21 protein-coding genes are annotated in these 19,641 nt (G+C 71.5%); 9 read left to right on the forward strand and 12 right to left on the reverse strand.

The window, feature by feature from the left end; genetic code table 11:
• Positions 1-131: 131 nt before the first annotated feature.
• A complete protein-coding gene (locus ACIGXW_RS08975; RefSeq protein ID WP_399571480.1) occupies positions 132-731 on the reverse strand; it encodes a hypothetical protein in 600 nt (199 codons plus the stop codon).
• A 268-nt stretch (positions 732-999) separates the two neighbouring features.
• Here ACIGXW_RS08975 and ACIGXW_RS08980 point away from each other — a divergent pair, with 268 nt between their 5' ends.
• Positions 1,000-1,611, forward strand: coding sequence for a Uma2 family endonuclease (locus ACIGXW_RS08980; RefSeq protein WP_399572481.1), 612 nt, complete (start codon positions 1,000-1,002; stop codon positions 1,609-1,611).
• A 70-nt stretch (positions 1,612-1,681) separates the two neighbouring features.
• Here ACIGXW_RS08980 and ACIGXW_RS08985 read toward each other — a convergent pair whose 3' ends face one another.
• Positions 1,682-2,995, reverse strand: a complete 1,314-nt coding sequence (locus tag ACIGXW_RS08985; protein ID WP_399571482.1) for an MFS transporter — start codon at positions 2,993-2,995, stop codon at positions 1,682-1,684.
• A gap of 63 nt (positions 2,996-3,058) precedes the next feature.
• On the opposite strand from ACIGXW_RS08985, the gene ACIGXW_RS08990 reads away from it, so the two are divergent.
• Positions 3,059-4,063 carry a LysR substrate-binding domain-containing protein gene (locus tag ACIGXW_RS08990; RefSeq protein ID WP_360914112.1) on the forward strand — a complete coding sequence of 335 codons (1,005 nt, stop codon included), beginning with the start codon at positions 3,059-3,061 and terminating at the stop codon, positions 4,061-4,063.
• A 134-nt stretch (positions 4,064-4,197) separates the two neighbouring features.
• On the opposite strand, the gene ACIGXW_RS08995 is transcribed toward ACIGXW_RS08990, so the two are convergent.
• Complete coding sequence (locus tag ACIGXW_RS08995) at positions 4,198-4,992, reverse strand: alpha/beta hydrolase (RefSeq protein WP_399571485.1); 795 nt, start codon at positions 4,990-4,992, stop codon at positions 4,198-4,200.
• 104 nt (positions 4,993-5,096) lie between these two features.
• Between ACIGXW_RS08995 and ACIGXW_RS09000 the strand changes: the two genes are divergently transcribed.
• Together ACIGXW_RS09000 and ACIGXW_RS09005 are read left to right on the forward strand one after the other, a co-directional pair.
• Positions 5,097-6,245, forward strand: coding sequence for an adenosine deaminase (locus ACIGXW_RS09000; RefSeq protein WP_071964306.1), 1,149 nt, complete (start codon positions 5,097-5,099; stop codon positions 6,243-6,245).
• Between the two features lie 173 nt (positions 6,246-6,418).
• Positions 6,419-6,814, forward strand: coding sequence for a hypothetical protein (locus ACIGXW_RS09005; protein ID WP_071964305.1), 396 nt, complete (start codon positions 6,419-6,421; stop codon positions 6,812-6,814).
• Positions 6,815-6,908: 94 nt separating this feature from the next.
• On the opposite strand, the gene ACIGXW_RS09010 is transcribed toward ACIGXW_RS09005, so the two are convergent.
• The 5 genes from ACIGXW_RS09010 to afsQ1 all read right to left on the reverse strand — a co-directional run bounded on the left by ACIGXW_RS09010 (position 6,909) and on the right by afsQ1 (position 10,731).
• A complete protein-coding gene (locus ACIGXW_RS09010; protein WP_071964304.1) occupies positions 6,909-7,121 on the reverse strand; it encodes a PspC domain-containing protein in 213 nt (70 codons plus the stop codon).
• Positions 7,122-7,215: 94 nt separating this feature from the next.
• Complete coding sequence (locus ACIGXW_RS09015; RefSeq protein WP_071964315.1) at positions 7,216-7,770, reverse strand: VanZ family protein; 555 nt, start codon at positions 7,768-7,770, stop codon at positions 7,216-7,218.
• A 70-nt stretch (positions 7,771-7,840) separates the two neighbouring features.
• Positions 7,841-8,437 carry a hypothetical protein gene (locus ACIGXW_RS09020; protein WP_399571488.1) on the reverse strand — a complete coding sequence of 199 codons (597 nt, stop codon included), beginning with the start codon at positions 8,435-8,437 and terminating at the stop codon, positions 7,841-7,843.
• A complete protein-coding gene (locus ACIGXW_RS09025) occupies positions 8,434-9,939 on the reverse strand; it encodes an ATP-binding protein (RefSeq protein WP_399572484.1) in 1,506 nt (501 codons plus the stop codon). Before ACIGXW_RS09025 ends, ACIGXW_RS09020 begins: the two co-directional genes overlap by 4 nt.
• 114 nt (positions 9,940-10,053) lie before the next feature.
• Entirely contained in the window at positions 10,054-10,731 is a 678-nt protein-coding gene (gene afsQ1, locus ACIGXW_RS09030) for a two-component system response regulator AfsQ1 (protein WP_177338123.1), read from the reverse strand.
• Positions 10,732-10,949: 218 nt separating this feature from the next.
• Here afsQ1 and ACIGXW_RS09035 point away from each other — a divergent pair, with 218 nt between their 5' ends.
• Positions 10,950-11,702, forward strand: a complete 753-nt coding sequence (locus ACIGXW_RS09035) for a SigE family RNA polymerase sigma factor (RefSeq protein WP_071964301.1) — start codon at positions 10,950-10,952, stop codon at positions 11,700-11,702.
• Between the two features lie 152 nt (positions 11,703-11,854).
• Here ACIGXW_RS09035 and ACIGXW_RS09040 read toward each other — a convergent pair whose 3' ends face one another.
• Complete coding sequence (locus ACIGXW_RS09040) at positions 11,855-12,544, reverse strand: ATP-binding protein (protein ID WP_071964313.1); 690 nt, start codon at positions 12,542-12,544, stop codon at positions 11,855-11,857.
• A 159-nt stretch (positions 12,545-12,703) separates the two neighbouring features.
• Between ACIGXW_RS09040 and ACIGXW_RS09045 the strand changes: the two genes are divergently transcribed.
• Complete coding sequence (locus tag ACIGXW_RS09045) at positions 12,704-13,093, forward strand: hypothetical protein (RefSeq protein ID WP_360914133.1); 390 nt, start codon at positions 12,704-12,706, stop codon at positions 13,091-13,093.
• A 72-nt stretch (positions 13,094-13,165) separates the two neighbouring features.
• Here ACIGXW_RS09045 and ACIGXW_RS09050 read toward each other — a convergent pair whose 3' ends face one another.
• The 3 genes from ACIGXW_RS09050 to deoC are packed head-to-tail and all read right to left on the reverse strand — an operon-like array spanning position 13,166 to position 16,477.
• The gene (locus ACIGXW_RS09050; RefSeq protein WP_071964300.1) at positions 13,166-14,050 is read right to left on the reverse strand and encodes an aldehyde dehydrogenase family protein; all 885 of its coding nucleotides are present in this window, start codon (positions 14,048-14,050) and stop codon (positions 13,166-13,168) included.
• A complete protein-coding gene (locus ACIGXW_RS09055) occupies positions 14,043-15,473 on the reverse strand; it encodes an aldehyde dehydrogenase family protein (protein WP_399571491.1) in 1,431 nt (476 codons plus the stop codon). Before ACIGXW_RS09055 ends, ACIGXW_RS09050 begins: the two co-directional genes overlap by 8 nt.
• Positions 15,474-15,475: 2 nt before the next feature.
• Complete coding sequence (gene deoC / locus ACIGXW_RS09060; protein ID WP_071964311.1) at positions 15,476-16,477, reverse strand: deoxyribose-phosphate aldolase; 1,002 nt, start codon at positions 16,475-16,477, stop codon at positions 15,476-15,478.
• Between the two features lie 357 nt (positions 16,478-16,834).
• Here deoC and ACIGXW_RS09065 point away from each other — a divergent pair, with 357 nt between their 5' ends.
• From ACIGXW_RS09065 to ACIGXW_RS09075, 3 genes are all read left to right on the forward strand, one after another.
• Positions 16,835-18,190, forward strand: coding sequence for a hypothetical protein (locus ACIGXW_RS09065; RefSeq protein WP_399571494.1), 1,356 nt, complete (start codon positions 16,835-16,837; stop codon positions 18,188-18,190).
• 87 nt (positions 18,191-18,277) lie between these two features.
• Positions 18,278-18,916: a class F sortase gene (locus ACIGXW_RS09070; protein WP_399571496.1), complete on the forward strand. Its 639-nt coding sequence runs from the start codon at positions 18,278-18,280 to the stop codon at positions 18,914-18,916.
• Between the two features lie 52 nt (positions 18,917-18,968).
• Positions 18,969-19,571, forward strand: coding sequence for a PH domain-containing protein (locus tag ACIGXW_RS09075; protein WP_399571498.1), 603 nt, complete (start codon positions 18,969-18,971; stop codon positions 19,569-19,571).
• The last annotated feature ends 70 nt before the right edge of the window (positions 19,572-19,641 follow it).

The raw sequence follows: 19,641 nt of genomic DNA on the forward strand, positions 1-19,641 counted from the left end.
TGGGCCGGGCCCACAGCCCGCCTCGTTCCCACTGTTCGCCAGGGTCCGAACCGTCGCAACCGCGGAGCGAAGGGCCCGCCCCCGCCGGGCAGGCGGTGGGGGCGGGCCCTTCCTTCGACGCGACCGTGAGGTCAGGCGCGCACCGTCCACCAGGCGCCGATGCCGTTGCAACCGCCAGCCATGAAGTTGATGCTGCGGTAGCCGGGCGGGATCGGGGAGCCGGAGCAGGTCCAGATGCCGTTGCGGACGAGCTGGTGGTACCAGGAGCCGACGCCGTTGCAGCCGGTGCGGTTGTAGCCCGTGATGACGTAGCCGGGCGGGACGGGCGAGCCCCCGCAGGTCCAGCGGCCGTCACGGGCGAGCTCGTGGTACCAGCCGCCGACGCCGTTGCAACCGAGACGGTTGTAGTTGGTGATCACATAGCCGGCCACGATCGGCGAGCCGCCGCAGGTCCAGATGCCGTCGCGCACGGGCTCCTGGTACCAGGCGCCGGCGCCGTTGCAACCGCCGCGGCTGTAGTTGGTGATGACGTACCCGTCCGGGACGGGCGCCCCGGAGCAGGACCAGCCGCCGGCCTTCGCCGCCCCGGTGGTCGCGGCGGTGGCCGTGCCGGTGGCGGCGCCGGTGAGGGCGGCCGCGATCAGTGCGACGGTGCCCACGACGGCGGCGAGGCGGCTGCGGACGGCAGCCAGCGTCTTACCGCTCCACAGGTGACCGAAATATCTGTCCAATTCACACCAGTCCTATCGACATGATCACTTCAGGTCTGTCGACGGCCAAGAACACCGGATGGCGCAATAAATGTCACCCCGTTCGGTCGCGATTGTGAGAAGTGCGTCACAGTGCGTAAACGCCAACCGCGCGCTCGCGGAGCTGGTATGAGGGGGCGTCAGGTCGAGGGCGGCGCTGCGGTACTCGTACGGGTGAACGAGGCTGGTGGACCGTCCGCAGGGCCGTTCGGCATGCTGGACTGTGGTGACATCGATCGAGGGGATCGCCATGAGCGCACTCACTGTCGACCAGAGGCCGGGCAACGGCTTCGGCTGGGATGAGCTCGTCCGCACCTGGGAGGAGCTCGATCCTCCTGAGGGCTGGAAGGCGGAGATCATTGAGGGGCTCATCACCTTGTCACCTGCGCCTGCCAACAAGCACAACAGCATTGCCTGGAAGCTGCAGCGACAGCTGGCGAAGGCCATTCCGGATGACTGGGGCATCTACCAGACCTTGGCTGTCGCCGTCCCATCGCGTAGTGGCCTCTACATCCCGGACCTGGTTGTGGCGCCCGAGGCGGTGGTGGACGGAGCGTCGGAAGAGATGGGTGAGTCCGAGCACTTCATCCAGGCCACGGACGTAGAGCTCGTCGTCGAGATCACGTCGAAGTCCACCGCTCGTCATGACCGGGTCAGCAAGCCTGCTGGCTACGCTCATGCCGAAGTGCCGCTCTACCTTCTGGCCGACAGGTGGGCGACCGGGGGACCGACCTTCACCCTCTACGGCGAGCCCAAGGACGGTGTCTACCGCGTCCTGCAGGCGGGGAAGTTCGGGGACGATGTCCACCTCCCCACACCGTTCGACATCGCGATCGACACCAGCGGCTTTCCCGCAGCCTGACAAGAAGGCCGCAAACGGCCCGCCCCGCCAGGACAGGTGGCGGAACGGGCCATTCGGGCGGCGAAAAGGGTCAGCGTCGCGACGACATCGCCACCACGCGCTGCTGGGCGATCGCCTTGCGGGTCGCGTACAGGGTGATCGACGCGGCGCCGACCATGGCCAGCAGGCCCAGGACCACCGTGCCGTCCCAGCCGGCCGAGCGGAAGGCGACGGCGCCGAGCGTGCCGCCCACCGAGCTGCCCAGGTAGTACGCCGTCTGGTAGAGGGCCGACGCCTGGGCGCGGCCCGTCTTGGCGGCGCGGCTGACGGAGGACGAGGCCACCGCGTGGCCGGCGAAGAAGCCGGCGGTGATGAGGACCAGGCCCAGCAGGACCGCCGTCAGCGAGGACGTCAGCGTCAGGAGCAGGCCGGCCGTCGTCGTGCCGACCGCCAGGTACAGCGCGCCGCGGCGGCCCAGCCGGCCCACGAGCCGGCCGGCCGCGGCCGACGAGACCGTGCCGACGAGGTAGATGAGGAAGATCGAGCCGACCACGCCCTGCGGGAGCGAGAACGGCGCGTCCGCCAGCCGGTAGCCGATGACCGTGTACACCGCGCCGAAGACCGTCATGAAGAGCAGGCCGATGCCGTACAGGCGGCGCAGCAGCGGGTCCGAGAGGTGGGTGCCCAGCGTCCGGCCGAGGGACTTCACCGAGACCGCCGCCGGCGTGAAGTGGCGGGCTCGCGGGACCATGGCGCGGAAGACCACCGCGCACACCACCGCCAGCACGCCGACCGCGGCGAGGCCCGCGCGCCAGCCCCAGGCCTGTGCCACCCAGCCGGCCAGGATCCGGCCGACCATGCCGCCGATGCTGTTGCCCGCGACGAACAGACCGATCGCGCCGATCAGCGCCTTCGGGCGTACCTCCTCCGCCAGGTACGCCATCGCCGACGCCGGCACGCCGGCCAGCGCGGCACCCTGCACGGTGCGCAGGGCGACCAGCCAGCCCAGGCTCGGGGCGAACGGCACGAGCAGCGCCACGAACGCGGCGACGCACAGCGCGGCCGTCATCGTGGCCCGCCGCCCGTAGCGCTCGGACAGCGCGCTGAGCGGGACGACCGCGAGGGCCAGGCCGCCGGTCGCGGCGGAAACGGTCCAGCTGGCCTGATCGGGCGTCACGCCGAGATCGTCGGTGATCGCGGGGAGCAGGGCCTGCGTGGAGTAGAGAAGGGCGAAGGTGGCGACACCCGCGGCGAAGAGCGCGAAGCTCATCCGGCGGTAGCCGCGCCCGCCGGGCACCAGCCGGGTGTCGGCGTCGGCGGCGGTGTCGGCGGAGGCAAGGGACGACGAGGTGGAGGCACCCGATCGCATGATGACGACGGATGCCCCGGTATCGGCAGGAGGCATGCGGAAACCGTATGCAGCCTGCATCTGATGCGTCCAATGCACAGAATGCCGATAATCGATCACATGCAGCATGAGCGCAGGTCACGGCCGTCACTGTCACCAAGTGGCAACAGGAGTGTTACCCAAAACTTTGACGGTACGCCAACGGCCGAGCTCGAAGAGGGCTCGTGGGCGACGACCCTCACGCCGCGCCTCGCCCAGTTCGTCGCCGTGGCCCGCCACGAGCACGTCACGCGCGCCGCCCAGCAGCTCGGCATGCCGCAGTCCACGCTGAGCCGGTCCATGGCCCGCCTCGAACACGACCTGGGCGTCGCGCTCTTCGCCCGCCACGGCCGTACGGTCTCGCTCACCGCGGCCGGGCGGACGTTCCTCGGCACGGTCGAGCGCGCCCTGTCCGAGGTCGACCGCGCGGCCGAGTCCGTACGGGCCGACGCCGACCCCGCCACCGGGAAGGTCGCGTTCGGCTTCCTGCACACCATGGGCTCGGAGACCGTACCCGAGCTCATCCGCGCCTTCCGAACCGATCATCCGCGCGTCCGCTTCCAGCTCGTCCAGAACTACGGCGAGGCCATGATCGAACGGCTGCGCGACGGCGACCTCGATCTGTGCCTGACCTCGCCCGTGCCGGACGAGCCGGACCTGGTCGCCCGCCGGCTCGACGAGCAGCGGCTGCGGCTGGTCGTGCCGGACGACCATCCGCTGGCGGTACGGAAGCGGATCCGCCTCGCGGAGGCGGCCGGGGAGCTGTTCGTCACGCTCGAACCGGGCTACGGGCTGCGGCGCATCACCGACGCGCTGTGCGCGGAGGCGGGGTTCACGCCGAAGATCGCCTTCGAGGGGGAGGACCCCGAGACGCTGCGCGGGCTGGTGGCGGCGGGGCTCGGCGTGGGCCTGCTGCCCCCGCCGGCCGTGCCGCGGCCGGGGGTCGTCGAGCTGACGGTGACGGCGCCGCGGCCGGTGCGGGAGATCGGGGTGGCGTGGTTGGACGGGCATCCGGACACGCCTCCGGTGGCGGCCTTCAAGCGGTTTTTGCTCTCGCGGCGGGGGCAGTTGCTGCTGCACCGGTGACGGCGCCGGTGCCGGGCGGTGGGGATTTTGCCCCTGCCCCGCCCTTTCACCGTTTCTTGTCCTCAATCGCCGGACGGGCTGGATATTCCAGCCCGTCCGGCGATTGAGGACCGGGGTCCGGGGCGGAGCCCCGTTCAGTGACCGAGGCTCGACCCGAAGCCCGAAGCGAGCGGCATGCGGAGGCCCAGCGGTGGGGGTGCCGCCAGGGCGTCCGCGACCGGGCGGGCGTAGTGGTGGCCGAAGAGCGCGCCGCGGACGAAGTCGGCGGCCAGGGCCAGGACTTCCGGCCGGTGCTGCCGCAGCGCGTGCCCGTCGGAGTGGACCTCGAAGCGGCAGACGTCGCGGTTGACCTTCTTGGCCCGCTCCGCGAGCCGGTAGGACAGGTCCGGGTCCGTCCGCTCGTCATTGGTGCCGTGTACGAGCATCACCTGTCTGCCAGCGAGCTGACGCACCGGTTCCGGGTCCAGGACCGCCTCCGGCTCGGGCAGCCAGGGGGCGAGCGCCAGGACGGAGGTGACGGCCGCGTGCCCGGCGGCCCGCAGCGCGGCGCGGGCGCCCATGCCCGTACCGATCAGACAGACCGGCACGTCGCCGTAGCGCCGCACCACTTCGTCCGCCGCCCACAGCGCGTCCCGCACCGGATGCGCGGCGGAACCGTTCCATCCGCGGTGGCGGTAGCCCACTACGTGGACGACCAGGCCGTCGTCGGCGCCCGCCCGGGTCAGCCGGCGGGCCAGCGGCCGCTGTGCGGCCGACGTCAGGAAGGAGGGGCGGCGTATTCCGGTGGCGCCGCCCTCGGGGAGCAACAGGGCCGCTCCGTGCACGGCGCTCATGGTGTCCCCGGCACCGAGCGGCTTGCCGAGGCGAGCCGATTCCGGCGGGTCCGCCGGGCCTTCTGGATCTTGCTGCGGCAACGCTTGCTGCACCATGGCAGACAACGATGGCAGAAGGACGGGTGGTGTCCACCCCACCGATGGGTCACCGTTCCGTATCGTTCGCCGATATCTACGCGCGTAGGGGCTAGAGTGCCGAAATGACGAGCGAGACCCTCTCCCAGCCGGCCGCCCAGCCCACCTCCGATCAGATCCGGCGCGCGCCCAAGGTGCTGCTCCACGACCACCTCGACGGCGGACTGCGCCCCGGAACGATCGTGGACCTCGCCGCCGCGGTCGGCTACGACAAGCTCCCCGAGACCGACCCGGGCAAGCTGGGCATCTGGTTCCGCGAGGCGGCGGACTCCGGCTCGCTGGAGCGCTACCTGGAGACCTTCGCGCACACCTGTGCCGTCATGCAGACCCGCGAGGCGCTGGTCCGCGTCGCCGCCGAGTGCGCCGAGGACCTGGCCGAGGACGGCGTCGTCTACGCGGAGGTGCGCTACGCCCCCGAGCAGCACCTGGAGGCCGGGCTCACCCTCGAGCAGGTCGTCGAGGCCGTGAACGAGGGCTTCCGTGAGGGCGAGCGCCGGGCGAAGGCCAACGGTCACCGCATCCGCGTCGGCGCCCTGCTGACCGCCATGCGGCACGCCGCCCGCGCCCTGGAGATCGCCGAACTGGCGAACCGCTACCGCGACTCCGGCGTCGCCGGCTTCGACATCGCGGGCGCCGAGGCGGGCTTCCCTCCCACCCGCCACCTGGACGCGTTCGAGTACCTCAAGCGCGAGAACAACCACTTCACGATCCACGCGGGCGAGGCCTTCGGCCTGCCGTCGATCTGGCAGGCCCTGCAGTGGTGCGGCGCGGACCGGCTCGGCCACGGCGTGCGGATCATCGACGACATCGAGATCGCCGAGGACGGCACGGTCAAGCTCGGCCGGCTGGCCTCGTACGTGCGGGACAAGCGCATTCCGCTGGAAATGTGCCCGACCTCCAATCTTCAGACCGCTGCGGCGAGTTCATATGAAGAGCACCCGATCGGTCTTCTCCGTAAGCTGCACTTCCGGCTGACGGTGAACACCGATAATCGTCTGATGAGCGGTACCAGCATGAGCCTGGAATTCGAGCACCTGGTCAAGGCGTTCGGCTATTCCCTGGATGACATGCAGTGGTTCACCGTCAACGCGATGAAGTCGGCCTTCATCCCATTCGATGAACGTCTCGCCATGATCAACGACGTGATCAAGCCGGGTTACGCGGAGCTGAAGTCCGAGTGGCTGTTCCGCCAGACGGCGACCGGCACGGTCTGACCAGCAATTCCCTTTCGGGGTGACTCCGCCGGTCGGCAGACGGGGGAATTCAGTGAATACGGCCGGGGCTTCGCGCCCCGGCCGTGTCATTGATTGCGGGCCGGGTGGACTCGTGGCTAGGTTGCAGAGCCGCTCGGCTTTTCCCCGTCATCCCCGTCACGAGGACTGATCAGATGAAGCAGGCATCCCTCAAGGCCCTCGGCGCCGCCGCTGTCGGTGCCGTCATCGCCGTCGGTGCGGCGGGTACCGCCTCCGCCGGCACGCTCGAGTCCGTCACCACCACCGCCACGGGCGTGGAGAAGGCGCTTCCCGTCGAGTCGGTCGGCCAGGTGGCCCCGGCCGGCGGGCCGGTCGCGATCGCCGCGGACCGGGCGGTGAAGTCGGGGTTGCTGGAGCAGACCGCCCACGCCCTCGACACCGCCCTCGCCCCCCACCTGCCCACCGAGAAGCTGACGCACGCCCCCGCCGACAACAAGGGCAACGCCGGCCTGCTCGGCGGCCTGCCCACCAAGGCCATCGCCCCCAACGGCCTCTCCCTGCCGGGCCTGGGCACCCCCAACATGCGCTGACGGCGCCGCGCGGGACGAGAGGAACAGCGCGAACGGGCCGCGCACCCCCGTCCGGGGTGCGCGGCCCGCGTGGTCCCGGGCGGGGGCCGTGGCGTCACCAGCCCTTGGCGGCGGCCCGGGAGGTGCCCTCGGCGGGCATCAGGATCCACAGCGCGATGTAGAGCACGAACTGCGGGCCGGGCAGCAGGCACGACAGCAGGAAGATCACCCGCATCGTCGTCCGGGAGGTGCCGAAGCGCTCGGCCAGACCCGCGCAGACTCCGGCGATCATCTTGTGGTTGCGGGGGCGGACCAGCGGAGCGGACATGGCAGCGACTCCTTCACGTCAAGGTGCCATCGGTGCGGGAACGTTTTCCCGATGACCTCAACGCTACGACCGCCACCCTGGGCGGAGCGTCACTCTACGGAGCGATCCCGACCCTGGGGATCGTCGGGGTCAACCCCCGCTCCGTCTCCTCCCGGCGGACGGTCCGGGTAGGGCCCACGTCGGACCTGCGACGGAGCCGGGCCCGTACCGCGGGGACGACGGCCAGGTGCGCCACCGTCACGCCGGTGACGTTCAGCAGCAGGGCGTCCACGTCCAGGACCTGGCCCACCACACCGCTCTGCACCACCTGCAACAGCAGCGAGATCATCGCCGCGGTGAAGACCGTCCGGGCCAGCGAGACCGGCGTCGACGCCACGATCCGGCCCCCCGCCCAGGGCAGCAGCACCCCCAGCGGCGCGAACGGCAGCACCCCGGCCGCCAGCGACCGCGTCGCGTCCCACGGCCCCAGCGCCAGATCGGCCCGGATCGTGGCCAGCGGCTCCAGGTGCGCGGCGGACACCCACGGGGCGGTCAGCGGTCGCAGGGCGAGCCAGCCGACCACCAGGAGGTGGGCAACCAGGAGGACACAGCCCGCCACGCGGTAGCGGTATCGGAGGGCGGGCGTACCGCCGTAGCCATGACGCTGCACGCCCCCCATGACGCGGTGCGCGGGGCGCGCGGTTCCGCAGCCGGGTACAGAGAGTCAGCGCCCGTTGTCGTCAGACGGCGCCAGGGGTGCTGTGCACCGTCTCCGGGTGGGTGCGCGTCTCCTCCGTGCACGTGTAACCGCGGGGCTTGTCCTCGCCGGGACCGCCCAGGACCACCGTGCTGCGTCCGTCGGCCGCGGCCGTACCGGCGTAGGTGCACACGACCTGCGCCAAGGCCGGCGGAGGCAGCTCCTCCGGCGCGGTGTTCAGGCGCAGCGTCCGGTCGGGGTCGCCCTTGCGCGGCCCGCTCACGGTCAGCCGCTGGGGGACGTCCGTGGAGAAACCGGCCTCCTCCTCGACGGGGGCGGGCTGCCGCCGCAGCTCGTCCAGCAGCGCGCGGGCGAGCGAGACGGCCTGGTCGTCCTCCTGGACGGGGACCACCCGGGTCACGGGGAGTAGCTGTGAGGTACACACGAGCTGGACGGAGATGGTGATGTTGCCCGGGGGCGGCGCACTCTGCGGGCCGGGGCGCGTGACGCACGTCGCACGCGAGGGCGCGCTCCCGGCGTCCACGGGCACGGCCGTGCCCCTGATGCCGCAGCCGGCGACCGTGGACATGACCGCCAGGCCCGTCGCCAGGACCGTCGTGCGGGTGATGGCGCGTCTCACTCCGCGCTCCCTTCCGCCGGACCACCGGACGGGGCGCCGCCGTCGTTCTCGGAGCCGGAGTCGATACGGGGGAGGGTGAGGGTGAACACGGCGCCGCCTTCCGCGGAGTTCGCCGCGGTGATCTCGCCCCCGTGGATGTGGGCGTTCTCCAGCGCGATGGACAGGCCCAGGCCGCTGCCCTCGGAGCGCGGGCGCGAGGCGCTCGCCTTGTAGAACCGGTCGAAGACGTGCGGCAGCACGTCCTCGGGGATGCCGGGGCCGTGGTCGCGCACCGCGATCACCAGGGCCTCGTCCGTCTGCCGCACGGACACCCGCACCGGGGAGCCGCCGTGCTTGAGGGCGTTGCCGATGAGGTTGGCGAGTATGACGTCCAGGCGGCGCGGGTCGAGCCGCGCCATGATGCCGCGCTCCGCGTCCAGTTCGACGGCGTCCAGCCAGGCCCGCGCGTCGATGCACGCCGTGATCTGGTCGGCGATGTCCACGTCGTCCAGGACCAGCCGGGCCGTGCCGGCGTCGAAGCGGGTGACCTCCATCAGGTTCTCCACCAGGTCGTTCAGACGACGGGTCTCGCTGACCACGAGCTGTACGACGGGCGCGATCATCGGGTCGAGGGAGTCCGCCTCCTCCTCCAGCACCTCCGTCACCGCGGTGATCGCCGTGAGCGGGGTCCGCAGCTCGTGCGACATGTCGGCGACGAAGCGCCGGCTCGCCGCCTCCCGCGAGCTCAGGTCCTCCACCCGCTTCTGCAGCGACTCCGCCGTCTTGTTGAAGGTCCGCGACAGGTCGGCCAGCTCGTCCGTGCCGGAGACCTGCAGCCGGGTGTCCAGCTTGCCCTCGCCGAGCCTTCGCGCCGCGTCGCCGAGCCGCTGCACGGGCCGCAGCACCGTCGAGGCGGCGGCCTGGGCGAGCAGCGCGGAGCCGATCAGGGCCAGTCCCGTGGCGATGCCCAGCGACCAGGCGAGAGAGTTGAGGTCGGCCCGCTCGTTGTCCAGGGACTTCAGCAGATAGCCCGTGGGCCCACCGCCGATCACCTTCGCGCCGCCGACCAGGTACGGCTTGCCGTCGAGCGTGATCCGCTGCCAGTACAGGTGGTACGGGAAGGGGTTGGAGTCGTCGACCTTCCGCTCCCGGTTGACGGCCGTCACCAGCGTCTTCGGCACCACGGCGAGCGTGAACAGATCGCGGTCCGAGGGCGCCGCGCAGTCGCCGCCGCCCTTGACCTTGCCGATCAGCAGCACCTCGTACTTCTGCGAGGTGGCCGCCATCCGGTCCGCGGCCTCCTGCAGCTCCGGACAGGTCGGGGTCAGCGGCAGCGATCCGGTGTTGTCCTGCAGCGTCTTGCGGAAGTCGTCGAGAGCGGCGTTCTGCGTACGGGTGAGGACCGCGTCGCGGTTGAGCCAGTACGCGATGGCGGACGCCGACACGGCGGCGGCGAGGGCCACCAGCGCGAAGACGAGCATCAACCGCAGCCGCAGGCTGATCCACCGCATGCTCAGCTTCATGACGTTCGTGGCCGCCGCCCAGCCCCGCACCCGACCGGGCTCTTCTGTCACTGTGGGCTCTCTGTCCTTCGCACTACGGATGAACTACGACGTGATCGCCTTGCCGCGTACGCCCTACTGCGGGGCGTCCAGGCGGTAGCCGACCCCACGGACCGTACGGATCAGCGTCGGCGACGACGGCACGTCCTCGACCTTGGCGCGCAGCCGCTGCACACAGGCGTCCACCAGCCGGGAGTCGCCGAGGTAGTCGTGCTCCCACACCAGCCGCAGCAGCTGCTGCCGCGACAGCGCCTGCCCCGGCCGGCGGCTGAGCTCCAGCAGCAGCCGCAGCTCGGTCGGCGTCAGCTGCAGGTCCTGGCCGTTCTTGGTGACCGTCATCGCGGACCGGTCGATGACCAGCGAACCGAACGACGCCGAGTCGCTCGACTCCCGCTCCCCACGGCGCAGCACGGCCCGGATGCGGGCGTCCAGCACCCGCCCCTGCACGGGCTTGACCACGTAGTCGTCCGCACCGGACTCCAGGCCGACCACGACGTCGATGTCGTCGTTGCGTGCGGTGAGCAGAATGATCGGCAGCTGGTCGGTGCGCCGGATCCGGCGGCACACCTCGAAGCCGTCGATACCGGGCAGCATCACGTCCAGCACGATCAGGTCCGGCCGCTGCTCGCGCAGCATCTTCAGGCCGTCCTCGCCCGTCGCCGCGGTCACCACACGGTGACCCTGGCGGGACAGGGAGAATTCGAGAGCCGTGCGGATGGCGTCGTCGTCCTCGATCAGCAACAGGAAAGGCACGGTGGTCATTCTGGCCTAAGACTGGCCGGTAGTTCGACAGAAGGACGCCGCAGCGACTCCCCACGGTCCGGCAACAGCGGCGGCACGGCCTGTTGCAGGGCTGTGACAGTCGGCGGACAGCGCCATGAAACTGGCCCGGCAGGCTTCTCTTCACCGGGCAGTTCCCAGGGTCCGGGTCACTGACGGACCGAGCTGGCTCCACCGACGGGGGGCGCGAGATGAACACACTGCACAGCACCACGAACAGCGCAGTTCGCACGCGCCTTCACGACGCCGGCCGGAGCACGGAGAAGTCCGGTGCCGTGGGCGGGCGGGGGTGCGCTCGCGGCACCGGACGTGTACGGCCGCCTTACATGGTGGCCATCGACGCGATCGCGTACGGGGAGCCCACTTCAGGCGCGGGGGGCGCCTTGGGGGCCACGGGGGAGAAGACCGGCGGCGTGTCCCGGAGCGAGGCGGAGTTCACCGCCTACGTCCAGGAGCGCCGGGCCTCCCTGTACGCGACCGCGTACCACCTCACCGGGGACCGCCACGAGGCGGAGGACCTGCTGCAGAGCGCGCTGTTCTCCACCTACCGCGCCTGGGACAGGATCACCGACAAGGCGGCGGTCGGCGGCTACCTGCGCCGCACCATGACCAACCTGCACATCAGCGCCTGGCGGCGCCGCAAGCTCAACGAGTACCCGACCGAGGAGCTGCCGGAGACGGTCGGCGAGACGGACGCCATGCGCGGCACCGAACTGCGCGCCGTCCTGTGGCAGGCCCTCGCCCGGCTGCCCGAGCTCCAGCGCACCATGCTCGTCCTCCGCTACTACGAGGGCCGTACGGACCCGGAGATCGCGGAGATCCTCGACATCAGCGTCGGCACCGTCAAGAGCAGCATCTGGCGCTCGCTGCGCCGGCTGCGCGAGGACGAGGTCATCGGCTCCGGCCGGGGCGTACGGGAGTCCTTCGGGGAGCTCGTCGCCTAGCCGGTGACGGGGGCTCGGGAGAGCCCCCGGGGGAACCAACGGGGGGAACACGGGGGAAGAGAGCGGGCGGGCAGCCGGGGGGACTGCCTCGCCCGCTCTCGCATGCGCCCGTCGTCCTGGAGCACGCGCTCAGGACACGCGCTCCAGCACACTCAGGAATGGACGCTCTCGCGCCGCCCGGCGGCGGCCGCGGCGATCCGGCCCATCGCCGTCTCCCCGCCGCAGGCGAACGCACCGAGCTCCGTCTGGCGCGCCACGATGGCCCGCTCGGACCGCATCAGACGCAGGCCGCGGCGGATCAGGTACAGGACGGGCTTGCGGGCCTCGCGCAGGTCGCGCACCAGGCGGCGGCGGAACGTCGTCGAGGGACGGCCGCGCAGGCACAGGGCGTCGGCGAGGTGACCGAGGTCACGGCACTGCCCGATGATGTCGGCGGCGAAGATGCCCTCCGCGATGAACAGCGGAGTGCGGCCTATGTCGAGCGCGCTCGCCCCGACCCGCGAGCTGGTGGAGATGTCGTACAGCGGCACGTCCGTGCGGCTCGTGCGGCACAGGGAGTCGATCGCGGCGACAGCCGCCTCCGCGTCCCACGACAGGGGCGAGTCCCAGTCCGTGCCGCTGCCGTCGGGGAGCTGGGGAAGCGTCGGGTCGTGGCCCTCCTTGTAGAAGTCGTCCAGGTTGAGCACGGGCAGCCCGGTGCGGGCGGCCAGGGACGACTTTCCGGAACCGGACGGACCGGTGAGCAGGATGACGCGCGCGGGTGTCAGGAGGGATGTCACGGGACACCAGTGTGAGGCATTGAGCCGTATGGAGGATCCCCCCGGGTCGAGGCGTGCACGCATCGTCACTGCTTCGCTACGCTGCGCTGTCGAATCGACCGACTCGTACCGGTCACACAACTCACGCTCCGGCAGGTGGTCATGGCCTCCCACGCACGTCACGCGCGTCACGCACGAACCGCGCCCGTCCCTCCGCCGCGCCGACGGCGCACGCTCGCACGCGTGGGGCTGCTGACCGTCTCGGCCGGCGCGGCGCTCGTCGCGGGCGGCGCCGCGGACGCGAGCGCCAAGCCGCAGCCGCCGACCGCCCAGCTCGGCCGCACCGACGTCGGCGCGGCGTTCGCCGGCACCGGCATCGCGCTGGAGAAGTCGGTGCAGGGCCTGGCGCCGGTCCTGCAGACCTTCAAGTACCACCCGCTGGCGGCCACGCCCGTGGACCCGCTGAACAACGGCGCCCGCACGCAGGTCGCCGACTTCAAGCCGGTCGGCACCCAGATGCTGACGTCGCCCGTCACCAAGCGCGGGCAGGTGGGCGACCTGCCGCTCGTCGGCCAGGCGCTGGGGGCGCTGCAGGGCCCCCAGGCCGGTCAGGCCGGTCAGGGCGGCCACTGAGCGCGTACACGACGACGGCGGTGGTTTCCCCGGCCGGGGAAACCACCGCCGTCGTCGTGCTGCGGGGGCGGCTCAGTAGGACGAGCCGCCCGCGCCCAGCGAGCCCGTGGGGTGCCAGACGGTCTTCGTCTCCAGGAAGGCGGTCAGCCGGTCCGTGCCCGGGTCGGCCGAGAAGTCCACAGCCTGTGGACGGACGACGCGCTTGAGGTTGTCGGCCGCGGCGAACTCCAGGGCCTTCGCCAGCTCGGCGTCGGCGCCGGCCAGGTCGATCGCGTTGACGTCCTGGTGCGCGGCGAGGGACGGAGAGATCTCCGCGGCCTTGCCGGACAGGATGTTGACCACGCCGCCGGGCACGTCGGAGGTGGCGAGCACCTCGCCCAGCGACAGGGCCGGCAGCGGCGCCTTCTCGGACGCCACGACGATCACGGTGTTACCGGTGGCGATCACCGGGGCGATCACGGACACCAGGCCCAGGAACGAGGACTCCTGCGGCGCCAGGACGGCCACCACGCCGGTGGGCTCGGGCGAGGAGACGTTGAAGAACGGCCCCGCGACCGGGTTGGTGCCACCGACGACCTGGGAGATCTTGTCGGTCCAGCCCGCGTACCAGACCCAGCGGTCGATCGCCGCGTCCACCTGGGCGGCGGCCTTGGCCTTCGACAGCCCCTCCGCGTCGGCGACCTCGGCGACGAACTGGTCCCGGCGGCCCTCGAGCATCTCGGCGACGCGGTAGAGCACCTGGCCGCGGTTGTACGCGGTCGCGCCCGACCAGCCGCCGAACGCCTTGCGCGCCGCCACGACGGCGTCACGGGCGTCCTTGCGGGACGACAGGGGGGCGTTGGCGAGCCACTTGCCCTTAGAGTCCGTCACCTCGTACACCCGCCCGCTCTCGGACCGGGGGAATTTGCCCCCGACGAACAGCTTGTAGGTCTTGAAGACGCTAAGTCGCTCAGACATCGAGGTAGGCCTCCAGACCGTGGCGGCCGCCCTCGCGGCCGAAGCCCGACTCCTTGTAGCCGCCGAAGGGCGAGGTCGGGTCGAACTTGTTGAACGTGTTGGCCCAGATGACGCCGGCCCGCAGCTTGTCCGCCACGGCGAGCATGCGCGAACCCTTCTCGGTCCAGATGCCGGCCGACAGCCCGTACTGCGAGTTGTTGGCCTTCGCGACGGCCTCGCCCGGCGTGCGGAAGGTCAGCACGGACAGCACCGGGCCGAAGATCTCCTCGCGGGCGATGCGGTGCGCCTGGGTGACGTTCGTGAACAGCGTCGGCGCGAACCAGTAGCCGTTGCCCGGCAGCTCGCAGGCCGGGGCCCAGCGCTCGGCGCCCTCGGCCTCGCCGCTGTCGGCCAGGGCCTTGATACGGGCCAGCTGCTCGGCGGAGTTGATCGCACCGACGTCGGTGTTCTTGTCCAGCGGGTCGCCGACGCGCAGCGTGGACATCCGCCGTTTGAGGGCGTCCAGCAGCTCGTCCTGGATCGACTCCTGCACCAGCAGGCGCGAGCCCGCGCAGCAGACCTGGCCCTGGTTGAAGAAGATGCCGTTGACGATGCCCTCGACGGCCTGGTCGATGGGGGCGTCGTCGAAGACGATGTTGGCGCCCTTGCCGCCCAGCTCCAGGGTGAGCTTCTTGTCCGTACCGGCCAGGGAGCGGGCGATCTCCTTGCCGACGCCGGTGGAGCCGGTGAAGGCGACCTTGTCGATGCCGTCGTGGGCCACCAGCGCGGCGCCGGTGGAGCCGTCGCCGGTCAGGATGTTCACGACGCCCTTGGGCAGGCCCGCCTGGCGGCAGATGTCCGCGAAGAACAGCGCCGACAGCGGAGTGGTCTCCGCCGGCTTGAGCACCACGGTGTTGCCGGCGGCCAGCGCCGGAGCGATCTTCCACGCCAGCATCAGCAGCGGGAAGTTCCACGGGATGACCTGGCCGGCCACGCCCAGCGCCTTCGGGTTCGGCCCGAAGCCGGCGTGGTCGAGCTTGTCGGCCCAGCCCGCGTAGTAGAAGAAGTGCGCGGCGACCAGCGGGAGGTCCGCGTCGCGGGTCTCCTTGATCGGCTTGCCGTTGTCGAGCGTCTCCAGGACGGCCAGCTCGCGTGAGCGCTCCTGGATGATCCGGGCGATGCGGAAGAGGTACTTCGCGCGCTCCGCGCCCGGCAGGGCGGACCACTTCTCGAACGCCTTGCGGGCGGCCTTGACGGCCGCGTCCACGTCCTCGGCCGACGCCTGGGCGACCTCGGAGAGGACCTCCTCGGTGGAGGGGGAGAGGGTCTTGAAGACCTTGCCGTCGGAGGCGTCGCGGAACTCGCCGTCGATGAAGAGCCCGTAGGACGGGGCGATGTCGACGACCGCGCGCGACTCGGGCGCCGGTGCGTATTCAAAAGCCATGGTCAGTCCACCGTCACGTAGTCGGGACCGGAGTAGCGCCCGGTGCTCAGCTTCTGGCGCTGCATCAGCAGGTCGTTGAGGAGGCTGGAGGCACCGAAGCGGAACCACTCGTTGGTCAGCCACTCCTCGCCCACGGTCTCGTTGACCAGCACCAGGAACTTCAGCGCGTCCTTGGTGGTGCGGATGCCGCCGGCGGGCTTCACGCCGACCTGCACCCCGGTCGTGGCGCGGAAGTCGCGCACGGCCTCCAGCATCAGCAGGGTGTTCGCCGGGGTGGCGTTCACCGCGACCTTGCCGGTCGAGGTCTTGATGAAGTCGGCGCCGGCCAGCATGCCCAGCCAGGAGGCGCGCCGGATGTTGTCGTACGTCGACAGCTCGCCGGTCTCGAAGATGACCTTCAGCCGGGCGGCCGAGCCGTCCTCGCGGCGGCAGGCCTCCTTGACGGCCTTGATCTCCTCGAAGACCGACAGGTAACGGCCGGAGAGGAAGGCACCCCGGTCGATCACCATGTCGATCTCGTCCGCGCCCGCGGCGACGGCGTCCTTGGTGTCCGCCAGCTTCACCGGCAGCGCGGCCCGGCCGGCCGGGAACGCGGTCGCGACGGAGGCGACCTTCACGCCGGAGCCGGCGAGGGCCTGGGCGGCGGTGGCCACCATGTCGGGGTAGACGCAGATCGCGGCCGTACGGGGGGTCCCGCGGTCCGTCGGGTCCGGGTTGACGGCCTTGGCGCACAGCGCCCGGACCTTGCCCGGAGTGTCCGCGCCCTCCAGGGTCGTCAGGTCGATCATGGAGATCGCCAGGTCGATGGCGTAGGCCTTCGCCGTCGTCTTGATCGAGCGGGTGCCGAGCGCCGAGGCGCGGGCCTCCAGCCCGACCGGGTCGACGCCCGGGAGGCCGTGCAGGAAGCGGCGCAGCGCACCGTCGGAAGCGGTCACGTCCGCCATCGACGCCAGTCGCTCGGCGGCTTCGTTGCCGTTTGAGGGAACTGTTGGGGGAGGGTGCATGGTCACCGGATGAGCATATCTACGCGCGTAGCGCGTGTCACCCCCTCGGGTGGCGGCAAAGCGCTGACCAGCAAGATCACTTGGCGATCGGGCGGTGTGGCGGGGGCGGTCGGCGGCCGGCTGCTCTTCGACCTTAGCGTCCGGCTCGATGTCCGGTTCGGTCGGATTAGGCCTGAAGGGGTGCCGCATCTTCCGCTTGCTGTCGATGTTTGGTGACAAAAAGCGGAAAGTTCGATCACTTGTGATCCATAAGCTTTTTCTCAGCAGAACCGCCCGACCTCTCCGGCCCCACCCGAACTGAGGGAAGCGGCATGCGAATTCCCTTCTTCCCAGGCCTGATCTCGCCAGGAGTCCAGCATGTCAGCTTTGTCCCCGCGCCGCCGTCGTAACGCCGTCCGCGCCGTCTTCGCCTCCGCCGCACTCGCCTCCGCCGTCCTGGCCCCGGCGACCGCCGCGTTCGCCGCCGAGCCTGCGGCTCCGGCCGCGCCGGCCGCCCCTGCGGCGTCCGCCGTCAAGGCGGGCGAGCCGGGTACCGGTACGAACACCCCGGCGGCACCGGCCGGTGCCGCCCAGAAGTCCGGGGAAGCGAAGACGGAGACGTCCGGGGCCGGCAAGAAGGCCGAGGCCGGTACGCAGGCCGGGACGGGCAAGAAGGCCGACGCGGCCACCCAGACCGAGCCCGAGAAGAAGGACGCCGCCACCCAGACCGACGCCGACAAGGGCGACGGCAAGGGCACGTCCCCGACCACCTTCACCCTCGTCGACGGGCACCAGATCTCGGTCGGCAAGGACCGGCCGAACGCCTTCCGGGCCGAGCTCGCCGTCAACGGCCGTGTCGTACTGATCCTGTCGAGCGAGGGCAAGGCCGACGTCGGCTACTACGGCGGCATGCGCGTGGTGCTGAACCCGAACGGGACGGTCGAGTCCTCGTGGACCGGCAAGGGTGACAAGGACGACAAGTCCGAGTACATCGGCATGGAGACGCTGCCCCAGGGCGGAGTCGTCCGCGTCTACAAGCTCGGCCCGAACCACTACCAGGGCAAGATCCTGCGCGGCGGGGCGGCCGGCGCGACCCTCAACACCATCGAGGCCGACGGCAAGGACGGCTACGGCGAGTACAAGGGCCAGCGCATCCGGCTCAGCGCGGCCGACGGCTCCGTCACCGTTCAGGTCATGGCCGGCCCGAGCGGCACCACCGAGTGCACCGCGACCGTCGAGGCCCACATCGGTGCCGGCACCATCGCCGTGCTGACCAACGGGCCCGAGGGTCCGCAGGTCCGTTACAAGGACGGCACCGGCGAGACCACCGGCGTGATCATGGACCGGGAGCACCCGTCCGACGGCCGCACCGGCAAGATTGTCGACCCCAACGGCGCCAACCCCCAGCTCGTGACGAAGATGCAGGGCGGCGACTACCCGTCCGTCGTCAGCAACTTCCCGGTGGGCTCCAAGGACTGCGGCGCGGCCGGCGCCAAGGGCAGCGGCTCCACCGGCGGCGGGGCCAAGGCCACCAACGCCTCCACGCAGCTGGTGTCGGCCGGTGCCGCCCAGACCAAGGCCGTCCCGCAGGGCGGCGTCGCGGCCGGTGCCGAGGGCGTGCGTGACGGCAACGAGACCGCGCTCCTCGCGGCGGGCGGTGCGCTCGCCTCGGTCAGCGCCGCGGGCGTCGCGTTCGCCGTGCTGCGCCGCCGTGCCGTCGGCGCGGGCGTCTGATCCGTAACCTTCCCCCGACCCGCGAGGGCGGGCCGTCCCTCACCGGCGGCCCGCCCTCGCGCCGTAGCGCCCCGTCAGGAGTTCCGCATGACCCAGCCCTCCGCAGGCTCCCGCCCCCGCCGGGGCGCCGCGGCCGCGCTGCTCGTCCTCGCCCTCGGCGGCGGTCTGCTCGCCTGCGGCGGTGCGAAGACGGGCAACGCCGGCGCCCATGTGTCCGCGACCACCGCGGCGCGGCCGGCGTCCACCGTCGCCCCGCTGCCCGCCTCCAAGCCCGTACGCGTCAGCGTGCCCGCCGCCTCCGTCGACACCGGCCCCATCCTCGAGCTCGGGCTGGCCGACGACGGCACCGTCGAGGTGCCGTCCGTCGAGCAGGCCGACCGCATCGGCTGGTACGACAAGGGCGTCACGCCCGGCGAGACGGGTCCCGCCGTACTCATCGGCCACTTCGACACGGCGAAGGGGCCGGCCGTCCTCAAGAACATCGCCAGGCTCAAGGTCGGCGACCCCATCACCGTCGGCCGGGCCGACGGGTCCACCGTCACGTTCACGGTCCGTGAGCTGCAGCAGGTCGACAAGAAGGACTTCCCCACCCGCAAGGTCTACGGGAACACCGACCGGCCCGAGCTCCGACTGATCACCTGCGGCGGCGACCTGCGCGACGGCCACCGGCCGGACAACATCGTCGTCTACGCCGACCTCACCGCGACGTCCGGCGGACGCTCCTAGCGTTGTCGTACCGCAATGTCCGGTACCCGGTGGGTCGGGCAGAATCGGCGCCATGAAGAGTTCCCCCAATGCCCCCGGTCAGGAATACGCCGAGCGGTGCTACAGGTCCCCCGCCGGCATCGGCGGAGGCGTGCTGCTGCTGGCGCTGGCCGCGTGGCTGGGCGGCGACGCGATCGTGAGCGGCGAGGGCGACACGCCGTGGCTCGCCCTGGCGGGGCTGCTGTGCGCGGTGCCGCTGATCATCGCGTTCACGTTGCGGCCCGCGGTGTGGGCGGGGGAGGAGCGGCTGCTGGTGCGCAATCCGTTCCGCACGATCACGCTGCCGTGGGCCTCTGTCGAGGCCGTTCGGGCCGGGTACTCCAGCGAGGTGCTCGCCGGTGGGGCGAAGTACCAGCTGTGGGCGCTGCCGGTGTCGCTGCGCCAGCGCAAGCGGGCGGCGCGGGCGAGTGCGCGCGGGGGCGTGGGCGGTGGCGTTGGCGATGAGGCGGTGCGGGCGGCGTCGGACCAGGCGGTCCAGGACCTGGGCGAGCTCGCGGAGCGGTGCGCTTCGCGCGAGGGCGCGCAGGGAGAACCGACGGTTCGCTGGGCGTACGAACTGATCGTGCCGTCGCTTGTGGGGCTGGTGCTGCTGGTGGTGCTGGCTGCCGTTGGCTGACGGCCACCGTTGGCGGGGCGGGGGCGGTGCAGGTCCGCTGTTCCGTTGTGCCCACCCGTTCCGCCCTGCG

Origin of the sequence: Streptomyces sp. NPDC053079 (assembly GCF_044546695.1) — a bacterium.
Taxonomy (GTDB): domain Bacteria; phylum Actinomycetota; class Actinomycetes; order Streptomycetales; family Streptomycetaceae; genus Streptomyces.

Excerpts from the sequence above, each read along its gene's own strand:
- ACIGXW_RS08980 (WP_399572481.1), top strand. The coding sequence starts at position 1,000 with ATGAGCGCACTCACTGTCGACCAGAGGCCGGGCAACGGCTTCGGCTGG.
- ACIGXW_RS08985 (WP_399571482.1), bottom strand. The coding sequence starts at position 2,995 with ATGCCTCCTGCCGATACCGGGGCATCCGTCGTCATCATGCGATCGGGT.
- ACIGXW_RS08990 (WP_360914112.1), top strand. The coding sequence starts at position 3,059 with ATGCAGCATGAGCGCAGGTCACGGCCGTCACTGTCACCAAGTGGCAAC.
- ACIGXW_RS08995 (WP_399571485.1), bottom strand. The coding sequence starts at position 4,992 with ATGGTGCAGCAAGCGTTGCCGCAGCAAGATCCAGAAGGCCCGGCGGAC.
- ACIGXW_RS09000 (WP_071964306.1), top strand. The coding sequence starts at position 5,097 with ATGACGAGCGAGACCCTCTCCCAGCCGGCCGCCCAGCCCACCTCCGAT.
- ACIGXW_RS09005 (WP_071964305.1), top strand. The coding sequence starts at position 6,419 with ATGAAGCAGGCATCCCTCAAGGCCCTCGGCGCCGCCGCTGTCGGTGCC.
- ACIGXW_RS09010 (WP_071964304.1), bottom strand. The coding sequence starts at position 7,121 with ATGTCCGCTCCGCTGGTCCGCCCCCGCAACCACAAGATGATCGCCGGA.
- ACIGXW_RS09025 (WP_399572484.1), bottom strand. The coding sequence starts at position 9,939 with ATGAAGCTGAGCATGCGGTGGATCAGCCTGCGGCTGCGGTTGATGCTC.
- ACIGXW_RS09035 (WP_071964301.1), top strand. The coding sequence starts at position 10,950 with ATGAACACACTGCACAGCACCACGAACAGCGCAGTTCGCACGCGCCTT.
- ACIGXW_RS09040 (WP_071964313.1), bottom strand. The coding sequence starts at position 12,544 with ATGCGTGCACGCCTCGACCCGGGGGGATCCTCCATACGGCTCAATGCC.
- ACIGXW_RS09050 (WP_071964300.1), bottom strand. The coding sequence starts at position 14,050 with ATGTCTGAGCGACTTAGCGTCTTCAAGACCTACAAGCTGTTCGTCGGG.
- ACIGXW_RS09055 (WP_399571491.1), bottom strand. The coding sequence starts at position 15,473 with ATGGCTTTTGAATACGCACCGGCGCCCGAGTCGCGCGCGGTCGTCGAC.
- deoC (WP_071964311.1), bottom strand. The coding sequence starts at position 16,477 with ATGCACCCTCCCCCAACAGTTCCCTCAAACGGCAACGAAGCCGCCGAG.
- ACIGXW_RS09065 (WP_399571494.1), top strand. The coding sequence starts at position 16,835 with ATGTCAGCTTTGTCCCCGCGCCGCCGTCGTAACGCCGTCCGCGCCGTC.
- ACIGXW_RS09070 (WP_399571496.1), top strand. The coding sequence starts at position 18,278 with ATGACCCAGCCCTCCGCAGGCTCCCGCCCCCGCCGGGGCGCCGCGGCC.
- ACIGXW_RS09075 (WP_399571498.1), top strand. The coding sequence starts at position 18,969 with ATGAAGAGTTCCCCCAATGCCCCCGGTCAGGAATACGCCGAGCGGTGC.